Raw genomic sequence first — 17,526 nt, forward strand, 5'->3', positions numbered from 1 at the left:
AAAAGCTGGAGTACTGATGATAGAGGCACCGTGCCAAGAGGCTACGACTGTCAAACATGGGATGTTAAGCGCTCATTTGAGATCCTTTTTTGTCAAATCTTTTGAGTTAAGCGATTCAACCCATGGGTCCAACTTATGGAATAGCTTCGGATACCGCCCCTTCAGATCCTTTTTCACCTCGGCATAGGTGCTGCGCCAGAAGTTGGCCAGATCCTGTGTCACCTGCACCGGCCGCCGCGCCGGGGACAATAGGTGCAACTTGACCACTTGCCGCCCGCCGGCGATTCGCGGCGTCTCGGCGAGGCCGAACAGCTCTTGCAAACGCACCGCGAGAATCGGCGGCGACTCGCTGTAATCCAGACGAATCGATGACCCCGACGGCACACTGATGTGATGTGGGGCCAGCTCATCAAGCTTCTGCGGCAACGGCCACGGCAACAGATTGCGCACGATGCTCGACAGGTCCAGATTGGCGAAATGACTCAGTCGCGAGACTTTGCCCAGATAGGGCATCAGCCATGCTTCCAGGGTTTTGAGCAACGTCGCGTCGCTGACATCCGGCCATTGGCTGTCGGCCTGTGTCGCCAGATCCAATTGCCGCAACAACGCGACCCGCGCCTGCCACTGACGCAGTTCCGGCGTCCACGGCAGCAACTCCAGACCTTTGCGCCGGACCAGATTGACCAGCGCCTGACTGCGCGCCGCTTCGTCGAGCCCGGTCAACGGTTCGCGGCTGAGGATCAGTTCGCCAACCTTGCGCTGACGCTCGGCGCGCAGCACACCTTCGCGCTCGTCCCAGTCCAGTTGATCGACGGCACGCACTTGCTCGGCGAGCACCGAGTCGAACAGCGTCGGATCGAAATCCGCCGCCAGGTAAATCCGTTCCTCGCGCTGCCCCTGACGACTGCCGAGGTCGGCGATCACAATCCACGCCTCCTTCATCAGGCTGTCGGCTTCGGCGAACAGCGCAGCGCGACCATTGGCCAGCCGATATTCGGCGCCACCGGCGCGCCGCTGTTGGGCGACGCGATCCGGATAGGCCAGCGCCAGCAATGCGCCGAGCCAGCGCGGATGATCGGGATCGCTGACGGGATCGCTGGCCTTGCCGCGCAGGTAACCGCGATACTGCCGCGCCAGTTGCCGCGCACGTTGCACGCCACCCTGAGCACCGCGTGCCGCGCGTTCCTCGCCAGAGAGCAGCACCAGGCGGCTGTGCAGATCCGCCCCGGCGCCGCGCAAAATATCGCGTTCGCCGAGCAGTGCCGCGACGTCGCACGCCATCTGCGCCAGCCCCAGCGCCTGACCACGCAGCAACAGATGGGCGATGCGCGGATGTGCCGGTAATTCGGCCATGGCCTGACCGTGGGCGGTCAGCGCCTCGCCTTCGAGTGCGCCCAGGCGCTGCAACAGATCCTGTGCCTGGGCATAAGCCGCTGCCGGCGGCACATCGAGCCAGACCAGTTCGCCCGGCGTGACGCCCCAGCGTCCGAGTTGCAGCGCCAGACCCGCCAGATCCGCCGACAGAATTTCCGCACTGCCGTAAGCGGCGAGTTGCTCGTGCTGATCCTGCGACCACAGGCGATAACACACGCCCGGTTCCAGACGTCCGGCCCGGCCCGCACGCTGGGTGGCGCTGGCCCTGGAAATACGCTGCGTATCGAGACGGGTCATGCCGCTGCCAGGGTCGAAACGCGGCACCCGCGCCAGCCCGGCATCGATCACCACGCGCACGCCGTTGATGGTCAGACTGGTTTCGGCAATGTTGGTCGCCAGCACCACTTTGCGCTGACCCGCCGGCGCCGGGTCGATGGCGGCGCGCTGGGCATTCAGGTCCAGTTCACCGTGCAACGGGCAGAGCAAGACATCTTTACGCTCACCGATGGCATCGCTCAGTTGCTGATGCACACGACGGATTTCCGCCTGCCCCGGAAGGAACACCAGCAGGCTGCCGGTTTCATCGTGCAGGGCTTCGAGGACGGTCTGGGTCACGCGCTGGTCGATGTATTCGCCAGGCTGGAACGGCCGCCCCCAGCGCATCGTCACCGGGTACATGCGCCCTTCGCTGCGCAGGATCGGCGCGTCATCCAGCAACCCGGCCAGGCGCTCGCCTTCCAGCGTGGCGGACATCAGCAGAATCTTCAGCGGCTGTTCAGCGCGGAACAGTTCACGACCGTTCAAACTCAGAGCCAAAGCCAGATCGGCATCAAGGCTGCGTTCGTGAAATTCGTCGAAGATCAGCAGACCGACGCCTTCCAGCGCCGGATCATCCTGCAGACGCCGGGTGAGAATGCCTTCGGTGACCACTTCGATGCGGGTGTCGGGGCCGACCTTGCTGTCGAGACGGATGCGATAGCCGACGGTTTCGCCCACCTTCTCACCCAGTTCGCTGGCCAGGCGTTCTGCGGCTGCACGCGCGGCGAGACGGCGTGGCTCGAGCATCAGAATGGTCTGCCCGGCCAGCCAGACCTCATTGAGCAAGGCCAAAGGCACGCGGGTGGTTTTACCGGCGCCGGGCGGTGCTTCGAGCACGGCTTCGTGGCGTGTCGCCAAGGCTTCACGCAGGGCGGGTAAAACTTCATCGATCGGCAAAGAAATCATGCTGGCTCCCAAACAGAGCCGCGAGTATAACGGCGAACTGCTTGGCGTTCGTCAGGGTCTTAACTTCACAAGACGAAGCTTCGTTAACAGATGACTCAGGAGATTTTCCATGCGCTTACCTTCTCGCCTGATCGGCGGTGTACTGGTCGCCACCCTGCTCACTCAACTCACGGCCTGCGGTTCGATTTTCTATCCGGATCGTCGCGGTCAGATCGACGGCAAGATCGACCCGGCGATTGCCGTACTCGACGCCGTCGGCCTGCTGTTCTACGTCATTCCCGGGCTGATCGCTTTTGCGGTCGACTTCACCACGGGCGCGATCTATTTCGAACCGGGCCACACGGCGCAGGTCGATCCGGCGAAACTCAAACAAGCGATCGGCCCGGACGGCCAGGTCGATAACCTCAAGTTGCAGGCTATTCTCGAAACTGAACTGGGCCGCAATCTGCCGCTGGACGATCCACGCCTGATCCAGCACAAGGGCAGCACCCAGCAACTGGCCATGTTCGGCCTGCAACCCGCCGCCTGATCCATAAGGAATTTCCGCACTCATGACCACCAGCCCCGAACACGCCCGCCTGCTGCGGCTGGCAACCCGCGCCTCGGTGGCGGTGGCCTGCACGCTGATCATCGCCAAAGCCATCGCCTGGTGGCTGAGCGGTTCGGTGAGCATGCTCGCCGGCCTCACCGACTCGGCGCTGGATGGCGTCACTTCGCTGCTCAATCTGCTGGCGGTGCATTACGCACTGCGCCCGGCGGATGACGATCACCGTTACGGCCACGGCAAGGCTGAATCGCTGGCGGGCATGGCGCAGGCGCTGTTCATCGGTGGCAGTGCGGTGCTGATTGCGTTTCAGGCGTATGAGCGCATCAAGCAACCGGAGCCGCTGGGCGCTCCGTGGCTGAGCATCGGTGTGATCGTTTTCTCGCTGTTGCTGACCGCGGCGTTGCTGACGCTGCAACACCGGGTGATCAAGCAGACCGGCTCCAACGCCGTGCGCGCCGACTCGCTGCACTACCGCTCGGACATGCTGCTCAACGGCAGCATTCTGATCGCACTGGTCCTCGCCGGCATGGGCTTTCATCAGCTCGATGCATGGTTCGGTCTGGGGATTGCCGGTTACATTTTGTGGAGTGCGATCCAGATCGCCCGGGAAAGTTTTTCGGTGCTGATGGATGAAGAGCTGCCGACCGATGTCAGTCAGCACATGCTCGAACTGGCCTGCGGCGTACCCGGCGTGTTGGGCGCACATGATTTGCGCACGCGGATTTCGGGTAACCACTGGTTCGTGCAGTTGCATCTGGAGTTGCCGGGAGAGCTGACGTTGTCAGTCGCCCACGGCATCAGCGATCAGGCGGCGGATGCAATTCACGCCGCCTACCCGCGAGCCGAGGTGCTGGTGCACGCCGACCCGCAGGAAGTGGTCAAGACCGAGCGGGCGCAAACCCGGCTTCAGTAAGACACCTGATAACCGCGACTGCTCAGGCAATTGCCCTGAGCCTGGCGGTAGGCCTGCACCACTTCGGGCGCCGGTTGGTACGTCGCGGTACGTGGATCGAAACCGCTTTGCTGCACCGCGTACTGGTAGCACTGGTAACCGTCCTGCTGCACCTGTTCCGGCGACTGACCGTTGGCCGGATACGCTTCGACGTCATAACCCTGCGATTGCGGCTGCGGCTGCGGCGGTTGCTGCACCGGTGGCTCGACCACGACGTAATCCTGGGTGGCTTCCTGATACGCATAGTAGGAACCGGCAGCGAGGAACAGCAGCGCACCGCCGATCCATACTTCGCGGGCGTAGTCCGGCAGGTACTGAATACGAATCCCGCGTGGCGGCTGCACGACGATGTAGCGCGGGCCTTGTGGGCGATACCAGTAGCCGCCGGAATAGAAGTAATCCTGACCGCGATACGGCACGCGATATTCACGATCCGGGAAGCGGTCGATCACATGCCCCGGGCGGTATTGCGGGCCAGGGCCCCAACCGTTGCCATGCCCGTCCGGGCGACCCGGCCAGCGATTGTCATTGGGCCGGTTGCCGGTTTGCCATTGCTGGTTGTGGTAGCCATTCTGCGGACGCTCGTCGCGGTAGTAGCCCTGACGCGGCTCCTGAGTCTGGCGCACGGTGTCGGGACGTGGCTGGATCGGCAGGTTGTTCGCCGGTGGCGCCTGATGAACCGGTGCAGGCTGATTGGGTGCGCGGTTCTGGTTCTGCCATTGGCCGTTATTGTGCGGCTGGCCGTTGTGCTCGAATTGACGGCTGTTGTCGCCGCGAATGATGTCGCTGTTCTGCGGCCGCGGCGGATTTTGCGGCGGCGGATTGTTTTGCCCATGGGGCTGACGCTCACCGCCATGCCCCTGATTGCCCTGATGCTCACCGCCGTGCCCGTTATTTTCGGGGCCACGATTCTGTGGCTCGTCGGCCAGTGCTTGGGCACCGACGCTCACACACAGCAAACCAACACCGGCCAGACGCCAGATGCGCGACTTCATGCTTTTCCTCACTGCGGGTATTAAGAGGGCTTGTAGCTAAGACCGGGAATACGCACACCGGGTTCTGCGACAGGTTATCAGTCACGAAACTTATTTATTGAGGAAGGCTGTGCATCGAGGCACAAAAATCGCAGACAAGAAAAAGGGAGACCCGTCGGCCTCCCTTTAGAGAACTTCGTCCTGGCTCGACGCTTTTGACGTCGGCTCACCTCACGCCGTCTTCTGGACAGTGTGCAGCTCGGGGGCCGGCACATCCCCGGTGGGGGTGGCGGCCGCGGCGGGCCTGATTGGGCGGGCCGCAGTGGACTGTGTTACCGAGCAGTGATTCTGGTGATAAGAATAGGCCGCAACGCGCGACAGATGATTGCGAAGATTGCTCAAATAAACACCGCTTGCGCAATTTTTAACCCTGGATAGATAATCCGCCGCAATAGTTACAACCAAGGACTGATTCATGAGCAAACTCGACCGTTACGACCTGAGTATTTTGGCGGAATTGCAGCGCGACGCCCGCATCTCCAACCAGGAACTGGCCGAGCGCATCGGTCTGTCGCCCTCGCCCTGCTCGCGCCGGGTCAAACAACTGGAGGATGACGGCTACATTTCGCGCCAGGTCGCCCTGCTTGATCGCAAGATGCTCGGCCTGAGCCTGACCGCCTACGTGCTGATCGGCATGGACCGGCACACACCGGAACGTTTCGAGAACTTCGAAGCAGCGATCCGCACCTTGCCGCAAGTGCTGGAATGCAGCCTGGTGACGGGCGTGGATGCCGACTATCAGTTGAAAGTGGTGGTGCCGGACATGGATCACTATCAGAAGCTGCTGCTGGGACACCTGACCCGGATTGAAGGGGTGACCAGCGTGCGTTCGAGCTTTGTGCTGAATCAGGTGCTCAACAGCACCGAACTGCCGCTGACTCATCTGCGCAGCTAACCCGCACTCCCCTGTAGGAGCTGCCGAAGGCTCGGGCCGCGATCGGACGATCTTTTGATTTTGCTTTTCAAGATCAAAAGAGCGTCCGATCGCGGCCCGAGCCTTCGGCAGCTCCTACAGGGGGGCCGCGTGGTAGAGGTGCGGCACACCGACGCAGATCAATGCGTCCCCAGCCACCCCAGGCGTATAATCGCCCAGCCCTTTCAGCCCTGTGCGCGCCGGAGATGCCCGATGGATCCTGCAGTATTCGAAGAGTGGATGATGACTGGCCTGGTCAGCATCCTGATCATTTTCATGGGTTTCATCGTCTGGGATCTGGCGAAGAAGTCCAAGGCCGGGCGCTTCGGCTCGTTCATTCTGTTCTTCGTGCTGGGTCTGGGCGTGGCCGCGTTCATCATCAAGAGCGTGGTAATCGGCCTGATCGAATCCGGCGCTCTATAACCGCGCCGGCACTTCCTTCCACTGGCCCTGATCGAGCCCTTCAAGCGTCCAGTCGCCAATCCGCACCCGCACCAGCCGCAACGTCGGCAGCCCCACCGCGGCAGTCATCCGCCGTACCTGACGGTTGCGCCCTTCACGAATCACCAACTCCAGCCAACGGGTCGGCACGCTTTTGCGAAAGCGTACCGGCGGATTACGTGGCCACAGTTCAGGCTCATCCAGTTGCCGCGCCTCGGCGGGCAGAGTCATGCCGTCGTTCAGCTCGACACCGTCGCGCAGGCGCTGCAGTTGTTCAGCCGTCGGCTCGCCTTCGACCTGCACCCAGTACGTCTTCGGCAACTTGTGTTTCGGGTCGGCGATCCGCGCCTGCAACTGACCGTCATTGGTCAGCAGCAACAAACCTTCACTGTCGCGATCCAGACGTCCGGCCGGATAAATGCCCGGCACATCGATGAAATCCTTGAGCGTCGCCCGCCCGCCTTCGTCACTGAACTGCGTCAGCACATCGAACGGTTTGTTGAACAGGATCAGCTTCGGCTCGGCCGGCGGCGCCTTGGCGACACGACGTGGCGCTGAGGGGGAAGGCTTCGCGCCAGGGCGGCGGGAAGGAGGACGCGGGGGACGGGACATGGCGAAAAGAACATCTGACGGTCAGGGCTGCTAATGCTAGTGCCCCGACCGCCAAATGACCACGACTAACCGTTAACGGAACGGCGGCTCGTCGAAGCTGCGCAGTTTGCGCGAGTGCAGCGAGTTGAGTTCGGTGCGCAGCAGATCCACCGCCGCGATGCCGATCTTCAAGTGCTGGCTGACCGCGCGCTCGTAGAACGCGTTGGCCGAACCCGGCAGCTTGATTTCACTGTGCAGCGGTTTGTCCGAGACGCACAGCAACGTGCCGTAAGGCACCCGCAGGCGATAGCCCTGGGCGGCGATGGTGCCGCTTTCCATGTCCACCGCCACGGCGCGGGACAGGTTGATCAACGGACGTTCCTGCGCCCAGCGCAATTCCCAGTTACGGTCATCGTAGGTCAGCACGGTACCGGTGCGCAGACGCTTTTTCAGTTCCTCGCCCTTCTCGCCGGTGATATTGGCCGCGGCTTGTTGCAGCGCCAGCTGCACTTCGGCCAGCGCCGGAATCGGAATGTTCGGTGGCACCACGCGATCGAGAATCCCGTCGCGACGCATGTAGGCGTGTGCCAGCACGTAGTCGCCGATGGTCTGCGACTGACGCAGGCCGCCGCAGTGGCCGATCATCAGCCAGCAATGCGGACGCAGCACCGCCAGGTGGTCGGTGATGTTCTTGGCGTTGGACGGGCCGACGCCGATGTTGACCAGGGTCACGCCATGGCCGTCGCTGGCGATCAGGTGATAGGCCGGCATCTGGTAGCGGTGCCAGACCACGCCAGCGGCAATCGCCGAGGCTTCGCCGTGATCCATGCCCTTCTCGATGATCACATTGCCCGGCAGGACCATGCGCACGAAACGCGGGTCGTTGCGCAGTTGCTCCAGGCCATGGACGATGAACTGGTCGACGTAGCGATGGTAGTTGGTCAGCAGAATCCACGGCTGCACATGGCGCCAGTCGCTGCCGGTGTAGTGCACCAGGCGACGCAGGGAGAAGTCGACGCGCGCGGCGTCAAACAGCGCCAGTGGCAGCGGATCGGTGTTTTCCCAGTCATAGAGACCGTCGGCAATGCCATCGGTGGCGGCGGACAGATCGGTACTCGGGAACACTCGCGCCAGCACCGCAGCGGTGACGCCGGAGCCGGCCAGCTCATCGCCCTGCTCGACCACGTACGGGTACGGAATGTTCTGCTGACTGACGCCGACTTCCACGGTCACGGTGAAGTCGTGCATCAACGGCACCAGTTGTTCCAGCAGGTATTTGCGGAACGCCTTGGGGTGGGTGACGGTGACGCTGTAAGTGCCCGGCAGTTGCACCTTGGCGTAGGCGCGGGTGGTCTGCGGGACTTCGCCCTGACACAGGTAGGTCAGACGCAGTTCGGGATAACGAAACAGAGCACGCTGTTCGGCGTCAGGCTCGACGCGATCCTTGAGGTAACGCTTGAGCGCCGAGTTCAGCGCAGTGGTGGCCCGCTCATGCAGCTCGGCCAGACGATCCACGGCTTGCTCGGCGGTTTGAACGACAATAAACGCTTCGGTCACGATCAGCTTCCTGTGTTCTGACTTGCAGAGCTTCATCTTGCCTGCATCGTGGCCTCACGGGAACAGTGGCGTTGTGGCTGTACCCAAATCTTTCAAACAAAGCGAATCCCAGTGGGAGCTGGCTTGCCAGCGATGAGGCCGGCACATTCGATATCAATGTTGACTGACAGGTCGCCATCGCTGGCAAGCCAGCTCCCACAGGGTTTTGCAGTGTTCGAGGGACCGGGGTCAGAAACCCTGCGGGGTTGAGCGGGTGACGATGGCTTCGACGTCCAGGCCCCGCGGCAATGCGCCATAGACCCGGCCGCCACCGCTCAGACGGCTGGCAATAAACGCATCACTGACCGCCGCATTCCCCGCCTCCAGCAACAACTTGGCTTGCAACCCCAGCGCTATATCTTCAGTCAGTTGCCGCGCGCGGTATTGAATATCGCTGGTGTCCTTGAACTGCGCCTGCAACTGTTGGATATGCGCGGCCAAGCGCTTGTCGCCGTGCCCGTCACCCAATTCGCTGAACAGCACATCGAGCACACCTGGCTCTTTCGACAGTGCACGCAGCACGTCGAGGCACTGCACGTTGCCCGAGCCTTCCCACGTCGAGTTGACCGGTGCTTCGCGATACAGCCGTGGCAGGATGCTCTCCTCGACATACCCGGCGCCGCCCATGCACTCGGCGGCTTCGTTGATCATTCCGGGGGCACGTTTGCAGATCCAGTACTTGCCCACCGCCGTCACCAGCCGGGCGAATTGTGCTTCGTGGCGGTCATCCAGATGATCCAGCGCCTTGCCCATGCGCAGGCTCAGCGCCAGTGCGGCCTCGCTTTCCAGCGCCAGATCGGCCAACACGTTCTGCATCAACGGTTGCTCGCTGAGCAGTTTGCCGCCGACCGAACGGTGCGCGCAGTGATGGCTGGCCTGAGTCAGCGCCTGACGCATCAGCGAGCTGGAGCCGACCATGCAATCGAAACGGGTCATCGCCACCATCTCGATGATGGTTGGTACGCCGCGCCCCTCCTCGCCGACCATCCATGCCAGCGCGCCGCGAAACTCCACTTCGCTGGAGGCGTTGGACTGGTTGCCGAGTTTGTTTTTCAGGCGCTGGATGTAGAACTGATTGCGCGTGTCGTCCGGACGATGGCGCGGCAGCAGGAAGCAGGTCAGCCCCTTGTCGGTTTGCGCCAGGGTCAGAAACGCATCGCACATCGGCGCCGAGCAGAACCACTTGTGCCCGACCAGTTCATAGGCCTGGCCCGGACCACTGGCGCCCACCGGATAGGCCTTGGTGGTATTGGCCCGCACATCGGTGCCGCCCTGTTTCTCGGTCATCGCCATGCCGATGGTCACGCCGGCCTTGTTCGCCATACCGACATTGCGCGGGTCATACTCGGTGGCAAGGATTTTCGGCAGCCACTGTTCGGCCAGATCCGGCTGCAAACGCAGGGCCGGGACGCTGGCGAACGTCATGGTCAACGGGCAGCCGCTACCGGCCTCGGCCTGGCTGTGCAGATAGGTCATCGAGGCGCGGGCAACATGCGCGCCGTCCTGCGGATGAGTCCAGGGTGACGAGGTCAGGCCATGTTCGATCGCGGTGCGCATCAGCTCATGATAGGCCGGATGAAATTCCACCAGATCAATGCGATGGCCGTACCGGTCATGGCTGACGAATACCGGTTTGTTCTGATTGGCGAGGAACCCGGCTGTCATCAGCGGTCCGCCGGCCAGCGCACCGTAGGCATCGATCCGCGACTCGGCCCAACCGGCGCCAAAGCGGCGCGACCACTCCTGCAATGGCAGGTCGATGCGGTACAGGTTGGCACCGTCCAGCGACGGTGGCTGGTTGGTGACTTCGTGGGTTTCGGCGAACTGATGCAGGTTCATGACGGGGCTCCTTTGGTCAGCCAAGGGATTCAGTTAAGCACCGGCCCGTGGCTGATCAAAGTGTCATATGCGCCGAACTGTCGGCGCTTTCACCCTGTTACGCGCTGAGCACCCGACGCTCCAGCGCCGCTTGCAGGTCTTCGAATTTCACCGGTTTGTTCAGGTAATCGATGCGCGTACCCGGCGCGCAATGCTCGCGATCCGTGCCCTGCGCCAGCATGAACACCGGCAGACTGGCGCAGCCGGGCAACGCATGAATCTGGCAGCACAGCGACGCCCCTTCGTGGGAGGGCAACTGGCAATCGATCAGCACCGCATCGAAGTTTTCCCGTTGCAGGCAATCGAGTGCCGCCGCGCCGTTGTCCGCCGTGCGCACGCGGAAACCGAGCTTGAGCAGCATGCCGCGCATCACCAGTTGATTGACGCTGTTGTCGTCGACCAGCAATACCGTGCAGTCCTGCGGCGCACGGATCCGCTCCTGCAGCGGAGCCGGGTTCGGCACCGCTTCGACCGCCGGCAGTTCGAATTCGACGTCCAGCTGAAAACGGCTGCCACGCCCGGGTTCGGAACGATGGGTGAGCTTGCCGCCGAGCAACTCCACCAGTTGCCGACAGATCGCCAGCCCCACGCCCAGGCCGCCGTATTCGCGGGTCATCGAACCGTCGAGCTGGAAGAAGCGCTGATACAGCGTCGCCTCGCCCAGATCGGTGAAACCGATGCCGGTGTCGATCACCGCAAACGACAGCGCCAAGCGGTTTTCCGCCGCCGGCTTGCCGGTGACGCGCAGAGCCAGGCCACCGACCCGGGTGAACTTGATCGCGTTGTCCAGCAGGCACTCCAGGCACTGCGCCAGTTTTGCACTGTCGCCGTGCAAGCGATCCGGCAGGGTCGGCAGCACCTCGACCTTGAAGTCCAGCGACTTGCTCGCCGCGTTACCGTCGAACTGCACGCGCAAGGCCTCGACCACCGCGCGCAGGCTGAAGCTGCCCGGCGTCGCCTTGAGCTTGCCGGCCTGCAATTCGGTGAGGGTGAGGATGCCGTTGACCATGCGCATCATGTCCCGCGCAGAACCGGCGGCGGTTTGCTGGTATTGCTCCAGTTCAGGCTCCAGTTCGATGGTCTGCATCAGTTCCAGCGAACCGATCACGCCGTTCATCGGCGTGCGCAATTCGTGGGTCAGGGTCGCGAGGAATTCATCCTTGAGCTTGTTGCTGTGCGCCAGTTGCTGGTTGAGCACTTCGAGTTTCTGCCCGGCATCGAACAGGGTCTGCGCCTGTTGCTCGCGCATCGCGTTGATGCGGTCGGCCAGCGCCAGCGACAGCAGCGCGACTTCGATCGCCGAGCCGATCTGACTGGCGTACATGGTCAGGAACACGTTTGGCAGCAAGCCGAGCACCATCAGCGTATTGACGATACCGCCGAGCAAAAACGCCGACCAGGCAATGATGAAGTAACGCGCCACCCGCAAGCCGCGCCACCAGGCGAGGATCCCGGCAGCGAAAATCACCACGGTGAACACCAGCGCCAACAGGGTCGCCAGGCGCAACGACAGCGCATAGCTGGTCATCAGCGACAGCCCGACCACCAGCGCACCGAACGCAATCAAAGCGATCAGCAGATAGTCGAGCCAGCGGCTGTGGGTTCTGGTCTGCAGGAAACTGCGGGCGAACTGGCTGCCGAACAGCCCGGCGCAACCGATGAAAAACGGCGTGGCGGCGTTGGCCCACCACGGATTGTCCGGCCAGAAATACTCGACCGCCGCGCCGTTCACCGACAGTTGATAAAGGCCGAACGAGGCGATGTAGAAGATGTAATAAAGGTAGCTGGTGTCGCGCACGCTCAGGTAGATGAACAGGTTGTAGACCAGCATCCCCAGCAGCACACCATAAATAATCCCCAGCACATACAGGCGCACCGGCTGGTCTTCGAGGTAAGCCGTGCTCGACCATAACGTCACTGGGGCCTGGATCGAGCCTTCACTGGCCAGACGCAGGTACACGGTTTTTTGTTGGTCAGGGGCGAAGGTCAGGTCGAACAGGTAATTGTTCTGCCGGATCTCGCGGCTGGCGAACGGCAAAGCGTCGCCGGTTTGCCGGATCAGCCGGTAGTCGCCATTGGCATCGGCCATATAAAGGTCGAGGTGATCGAGCGGCGGATACGCCAGCTCCAGCAGCCAGGTGCGTTGTGCGGCCGGATTGTTCGGACGGTAATGCAGGTCGATCTTCAGCCAGAACGCCGAGCGCGAGTAACCGGCATTGAGCGTGGCTTTGTCGTGGGGTTTGAAATTGCCCGCCGCCGCTTGAGCGCGAACGTCGGCGATGTTCGCCTGACCGCTCGGGTCTTCGAACACCTGCAAGGAGCGGCCCAGCGGGAGGCTCTGGGTATTTTCGTCGAACTCGACGGCGCTTGCGAGAAGGGGCAAGCAGAACAGCAACATCAGCAAATAGCGCATTGAAGCCCCAGCGTGGCTCGTCCGGTTGTGTCAGGAAGCCCCCCATTCCCTTTGAGTAGACGTAAAACCGGTATTACCTGTTATTGGTTTGGATCCAGACTAGCATAGCCGTTGATGGCCATTGAGCACCATCGAAATTTTTCCTGCAAAGGCTCTAGAACGGGCGTTTCAGAGCAAAGCTGCGGACTAGAGCTGTTGAGTTGGTCAACTCAATCATTGCGATCCGCTTTTGTGGCGAGGGAGCTTGCTCCCGCTCGGCTGCGCAGCAGTCGTAAAACCGGTAAATGCGCTGTGCCTGAATAAATGCAGGGGGCTGCTTCGCAACCCAGCGGGAGCAAGCTCCCTCGCCACAATGGTAGCTGCAGAGTTGTCCGACAATCTGTTCGCAAACGCTTTCAGGACTGAACTCTAAAATCAGGTTTGGTGGTAAGCTCGCGCACCATGAATATTTACAGCTCCCGCCCCGTTGTCCTCTGTCTCTCCGGCCACGACCCCAGTGGTGGCGCCGGCTTGCAGGCAGATATCGAAGCCTTGCTCGCGCAGGGTTGCCACGCGGCTCCGGCCGTCACCGCCCTGACCGTGCAAGACACCGTCAACGTCACTGACTTCCGCGTCCTCGACCGTGAGTGGGTACTGGCCCAGGCCAATGCCGTGCTCAACGACTCCGAAGTCGCTGCGGTCAAACTGGGCATGCTCGGTTCGCTGGAAATGGTCGACACCGTGGTCGAACTGCTTTCTGCGCACCCGCACCTGCCGGTGGTCTGCGACCCGGTGCTGCGTGCCGGCGGCGGCGGACGCCTGGGCAAGGATGAAGTCGGTTACGCGATGCGCGAGCGTCTGCTGCCACTGTCGATCATTGCCACCCCCAACCTGCCCGAAGCGCGGATCCTCGCTGAACTGCCCGAAGGCACCGCAGACGAGTGCGCGGAAAAACTCCTGCCGTTCGTCAAAAACCTGCTGATCACCGGCGGCCACGGCGACGAAACTGAAATCCACAATCGCCTGTACGGCCGTGACGGCCTGCGTGACACCTTCTATTGCCAGCGTCTGCCAGGCAGCTATCACGGTTCCGGTTGTACCCTGGCCAGCGCTATCGCCGGTCGTCTGGCCCAGGGCGAACATCTCGCCAGTGCCGTACGCACGGCACTGGATTACACCTGGCGCACCCTGCGCGATGCCGAACAACTGGGCAAAGGCCAGTTCGTGCCGCGTCGTCTGCCGCTGGATTTTTGCTCGTAACGTCGTGAGGTCTGCCTGATGAAACTACGTGGCCTGTACGCCATCACCGACAGCCAGTTGCTGGCGGGCAAGTTTCTGTCGTACGTGGAGGCGGCGCTGGAAGGCGGCGTCACCCTGTTGCAATACCGCGACAAAAGCAGCGACGAGGCCCGACGCCTGCGCGAGGCCGAAGCCCTGCGTGACCTGTGCGAACGCTACAAGACGCAGTTGATCATCAACGATGACGCCGAACTGGCCGCGCGCCTGAACGTCGGCGTGCACTTGGGACAGACCGACGGCCCGCTGTCGCCGACCCGCGCCTTGCTCGGCTCCAAAGCCATCATCGGGTCGACCTGCCATGCGCAGCTCGAACTGGCTGAACAGGCCGCCAAGGAAGGCGCGAGTTATGTCGCCTTCGGTCGCTTCTTCAATTCCAGCACCAAACCCGGCGCGCCAAGCTGCAGCCTCGATCTGCTCGACGAGGCCAAACGTAAGCTGCATCTGCCGGTTTGCGCGATTGGCGGCATCACCCTCGACAACGCCGCGCCGCTGGTGGCCCACGGTGTCGAACTGCTGGCGGTGGTCCACGGCTTGTTCGGTGCCCAGAGCACCGCCGAAGTGACCCGCCGCGCCCGCGCCTTCAACGAACTTCTGAAAATCTGATTTGAGAGCCCGAACATGTCTCGTTCCGAAACCCTGTTTGCCAATGCCCAGAAACACATTCCCGGTGGTGTGAACTCGCCGGTGCGCGCGTTCAAGAGCGTGGGCGGCACACCGCTGTTCTTCAAGCACGCCGAAGGCGCCTACGTCACTGACGAAGACGACAAGCGTTATGTGGATTACGTCGGTTCGTGGGGTCCGATGATCCTTGGCCACAGCCACCCGGACGTGCTCGACGCGGTGCGCAATCAACTGCAGCACGGCCTGTCCTACGGCGCGCCGACCGCGATGGAAACCGAAATGGCCGATCTGGTCTGCTCGCTGGTGCCGTCGATGGACATGGTGCGCATGGTCAGCTCCGGCACCGAAGCGACCATGAGCGCAATCCGTCTGGCCCGTGGTTACACCGGTCGTGACAGCATCATCAAGTTCGAAGGCTGCTACCACGGTCACTCCGACAGCCTGCTGGTCAAGGCCGGTTCCGGTGCACTGACTCAAGGCGTGCCGAGCTCCGCCGGTGTACCGGCAGCGTTTGCAAAACACACCTTGACCCTGCCGTTCAACGACATCGACGCGGTTGAGAAGATGCTCGCCGAAGTCGGTCAGGACGTGGCGTGCATCATCGTCGAGCCAGTGGCGGGCAATATGAATTGCGTGCCGCCGGCGCCGGGTTTCCTCGAAGGCCTGCGTGCGCTGTGCGACAAGCATGGCGTGGTACTGATTTTCGACGAAGTGATGACCGGTTTCCGGGTGGCCCTCGGTGGCGCTCAGGCGTACTACGGCGTAACCCCGGATCTGACCACGTTCGGCAAGATTATCGGTGGCGGCATGCCGGTCGGCTGCTTCGGCGGCAAGCGCGAAATCATGCAGCGCATTGCCCCGCTGGGCCCGGTGTATCAGGCCGGCACCCTGTCGGGCAACCCGCTGGCAATGGCTGCCGGTTTGACCACCCTGCGCCTGATCAGCCGTCCCGGTTTCCACGCCGAGCTGACCGATTACACCACGCGCCTGCTCGATGGCCTGCAACAACGCGCCGATGCGGCGGGCATTCCGTTCGTCACCACGCAAGCGGGTGGCATGTTCGGCCTGTACTTCAGCGGTGCCGACGACATCGTCACTTTTGAAGACGTGATGGCCAGCGACGCGGCATTGTTCGGTCGCTTCTTCCACCTGATGCTGGAAGGCGGCGTGTACCTCGCACCGAGCGCCTTCGAAGCCGGTTTCACCTCGATCGCCCACGGCGAAGCCGAGCTGAAAATCACTCTGGACGCAGCCGAGCGCGCCTTCGCCGCACTGAAGTAATCGCCGTGCCGCTGACGTTGGCCATCGCCAGCGTCAGCTTTTACCTACACCCAAGCCGTTTTTCCCACGCCTCTGCTAAAAATCGGCAAGAAAGTGGCCGATATATTCCCCGCGCAGCAGAAAAACGAGTAAAGACTTTGTAAGGTTGGCCCTGCTTATTTCATAATGCGCGCTTATTGGATCCCTCGATGGGTCCGCGTGCCCTTCAGAGGTAAGTCGATTCCCATGAACCGCACCGGCCGCACCCTTGCCTTGGGCTGCCTGTTGCTCCTTCAGCCCCTGCTCGCGCATGCACAAGCAGGCGGCAACTCGTTGTTGATCCCGGCGATGGGTCGTTGCACCCTCAATACCCAGCCGCAAGACGTCACGCAGGCACTGGCCGCCTGCCAGAAAGCGGCAGACGAAGGGGATGCGCAAGCGCAATACGAGTTGGGTGAGTTCTACTACGACGGCAAGAATGCGCCACGCGATCTCAATCAAGCCCTGAGCTATTTCGAAAAGGCCTCGTTGCAAGGCCACGCTCAGGCGCAGTTCAAGCTCGGCACCATGTTCTTCCACGGCGAAGGCGTGCAGGCCAACAACATTCAGGCGTACATCGTGCTGAAGATGGCCGCGGTCAACGGCGCCGAAGATGCGCTGGACACCGCTGACGAAGTCTCCGAAAAAATGTCCCGCGAAGACCTCGAAACCGCGACCCAGGTGCTGGGGCAAATTTTCCGTAAATACCTGATGGAACTGCAGAACGCCGATGGGCGTACGCCGTTTTCGCCATTGCCATAAGACCTTTTGTGGCGAGGGGATTTATCCCCGATGGGTTGCGTAGCAGCCCCAAAACCCTGCAATCAAGTTCCTTCTGACATACCTTGCTGAATGGACTTGCGACTGCTTCGCAGTCGATCGGGGATAAATCCCCTCGCCACAAATCATTTCAAATCCCCATCCGGGCTTACTTCTCAGGCATCGGCATCGGAAACGGCATCACATTGCCGACCGCACCGCGGGCTTCGCTGATTTTCGGGGTGCCCAGACGTTCCACCTCGTCGATGCGCACGATCGAATGCATCGGCACAAAGCTGCGCACCACGCCTTCGAACTGCGCCTTGAGCTTCTCTTCGCTCGGATCGACCACAACTTGCGTGCGCTCGCCAAAGACGAACTCTTCCACTTCCAGAAAACCCCACAGATCACTTTGATAGATCTGTTTGGCGTACATTTCGAACACCTGGCCCTGGTTGAGGAAAATCACCTTATAGATTGGAGCTTCGCGTTTGGTCATGGCGGGGGGATAACATCGGGGATAAAAATGAGGGCGCAAACTATAGCATAGCCACCGGACGCGCAGCGGTAGGAACCTGAGGGCTTGTTCCCTATAATGCCGGGTTC

At 61.9% G+C, this 17,526-nt stretch carries 15 protein-coding genes; 8 read left to right on the forward strand and 7 right to left on the reverse strand.

The window, feature by feature from the left end; all coding sequences use genetic code 11:
• Positions 1-72: 72 nt before the first annotated feature.
• Positions 73-2,598 carry an ATP-dependent helicase HrpB gene (gene hrpB / locus L6D63_RS11310; RefSeq protein ID WP_131671549.1) on the reverse strand — a complete coding sequence of 842 codons (2,526 nt, stop codon included), beginning with the start codon at positions 2,596-2,598 and terminating at the stop codon, positions 73-75.
• Between the two features lie 109 nt (positions 2,599-2,707).
• On the opposite strand from hrpB, the gene L6D63_RS11315 reads away from it, so the two are divergent.
• Together L6D63_RS11315 and L6D63_RS11320 are read left to right on the forward strand one after the other, a co-directional pair.
• Complete coding sequence (locus L6D63_RS11315; RefSeq protein WP_025108718.1) at positions 2,708-3,127, forward strand: hypothetical protein; 420 nt, start codon at positions 2,708-2,710, stop codon at positions 3,125-3,127.
• A gap of 22 nt (positions 3,128-3,149) precedes the next feature.
• Complete coding sequence (locus tag L6D63_RS11320) at positions 3,150-4,058, forward strand: cation diffusion facilitator family transporter (RefSeq protein WP_047296776.1); 909 nt, start codon at positions 3,150-3,152, stop codon at positions 4,056-4,058.
• Here L6D63_RS11320 and L6D63_RS11325 read toward each other — a convergent pair.
• On the reverse strand, positions 4,052-5,092 hold the full coding sequence (locus L6D63_RS11325) for a DUF6515 family protein (protein ID WP_121187367.1): 1,041 nt from the start codon (positions 5,090-5,092) through the stop codon (positions 4,052-4,054). The genes L6D63_RS11320 and L6D63_RS11325 overlap by 7 nt on opposite strands.
• Before the next feature lie 454 nt (positions 5,093-5,546).
• Here L6D63_RS11325 and L6D63_RS11330 point away from each other — a divergent pair, with 454 nt between their 5' ends.
• Positions 5,547-6,026, forward strand: a complete 480-nt coding sequence (locus L6D63_RS11330) for an Lrp/AsnC family transcriptional regulator (RefSeq protein ID WP_007909658.1) — start codon at positions 5,547-5,549, stop codon at positions 6,024-6,026.
• Between the two features lie 231 nt (positions 6,027-6,257).
• Positions 6,258-6,467 (forward strand): DUF2788 domain-containing protein, encoded by a 210-nt coding sequence (locus L6D63_RS11335; protein WP_003228500.1) that lies wholly within the window; start codon positions 6,258-6,260, stop codon positions 6,465-6,467.
• On the opposite strand, the gene L6D63_RS11340 is transcribed toward L6D63_RS11335, so the two are convergent.
• The 4 genes from L6D63_RS11340 to L6D63_RS11355 all read right to left on the reverse strand — a co-directional run bounded on the left by L6D63_RS11340 (position 6,462) and on the right by L6D63_RS11355 (position 12,963).
• Entirely contained in the window at positions 6,462-7,097 is a 636-nt protein-coding gene (locus L6D63_RS11340) for a pseudouridine synthase (protein WP_041065061.1), read from the reverse strand. The two genes, L6D63_RS11335 and L6D63_RS11340, sit on opposite strands and share 6 nt — an antisense overlap.
• A 72-nt stretch (positions 7,098-7,169) precedes the next feature.
• The gene (gene amn / locus L6D63_RS11345) at positions 7,170-8,669 is read right to left on the reverse strand and encodes an AMP nucleosidase (RefSeq protein WP_179294959.1); all 1,500 of its coding nucleotides are present in this window, start codon (positions 8,667-8,669) and stop codon (positions 7,170-7,172) included.
• A gap of 192 nt (positions 8,670-8,861) precedes the next feature.
• Positions 8,862-10,511 (reverse strand): acyl-CoA dehydrogenase family protein, encoded by a 1,650-nt coding sequence (locus L6D63_RS11350; protein ID WP_131671548.1) that lies wholly within the window; start codon positions 10,509-10,511, stop codon positions 8,862-8,864.
• 97 nt (positions 10,512-10,608) lie between these two features.
• Positions 10,609-12,963 (reverse strand): hybrid sensor histidine kinase/response regulator, encoded by a 2,355-nt coding sequence (locus tag L6D63_RS11355; protein ID WP_131671547.1) that lies wholly within the window; start codon positions 12,961-12,963, stop codon positions 10,609-10,611.
• Positions 12,964-13,404: 441 nt separating this feature from the next.
• Between L6D63_RS11355 and L6D63_RS11360 the strand changes: the two genes are divergently transcribed.
• The 4 genes from L6D63_RS11360 (at position 13,405) to L6D63_RS11375 (ending at position 16,923) form a co-directional block, all read left to right on the forward strand.
• Positions 13,405-14,202, forward strand: coding sequence for a hydroxymethylpyrimidine/phosphomethylpyrimidine kinase (locus L6D63_RS11360; protein WP_086793042.1), 798 nt, complete (start codon positions 13,405-13,407; stop codon positions 14,200-14,202).
• Positions 14,203-14,220: 18 nt separating this feature from the next.
• The gene (gene thiE, locus L6D63_RS11365) at positions 14,221-14,844 is read left to right on the forward strand and encodes a thiamine phosphate synthase (RefSeq protein WP_131671546.1); all 624 of its coding nucleotides are present in this window, start codon (positions 14,221-14,223) and stop codon (positions 14,842-14,844) included.
• A gap of 15 nt (positions 14,845-14,859) precedes the next feature.
• Positions 14,860-16,143, forward strand: a complete 1,284-nt coding sequence (gene hemL / locus L6D63_RS11370; protein ID WP_121187372.1) for a glutamate-1-semialdehyde 2,1-aminomutase — start codon at positions 14,860-14,862, stop codon at positions 16,141-16,143.
• Positions 16,144-16,368: 225 nt separating this feature from the next.
• Entirely contained in the window at positions 16,369-16,923 is a 555-nt protein-coding gene (locus L6D63_RS11375) for a tetratricopeptide repeat protein (protein ID WP_047296791.1), read from the forward strand.
• A 166-nt stretch (positions 16,924-17,089) separates the two neighbouring features.
• Here the strand turns inward: L6D63_RS11375 and L6D63_RS11380 are convergent, their stop codons facing one another.
• Positions 17,090-17,419, reverse strand: a complete 330-nt coding sequence (locus L6D63_RS11380; RefSeq protein WP_003185742.1) for a DUF1820 family protein — start codon at positions 17,417-17,419, stop codon at positions 17,090-17,092.
• Between the last annotated feature and the right edge of the window lie 107 nt (positions 17,420-17,526).

It is taken from the genome of Pseudomonas parakoreensis, from assembly GCF_021602155.1.
In the GTDB taxonomy this organism is placed as follows: domain Bacteria; phylum Pseudomonadota; class Gammaproteobacteria; order Pseudomonadales; family Pseudomonadaceae; genus Aquipseudomonas; species Aquipseudomonas parakoreensis.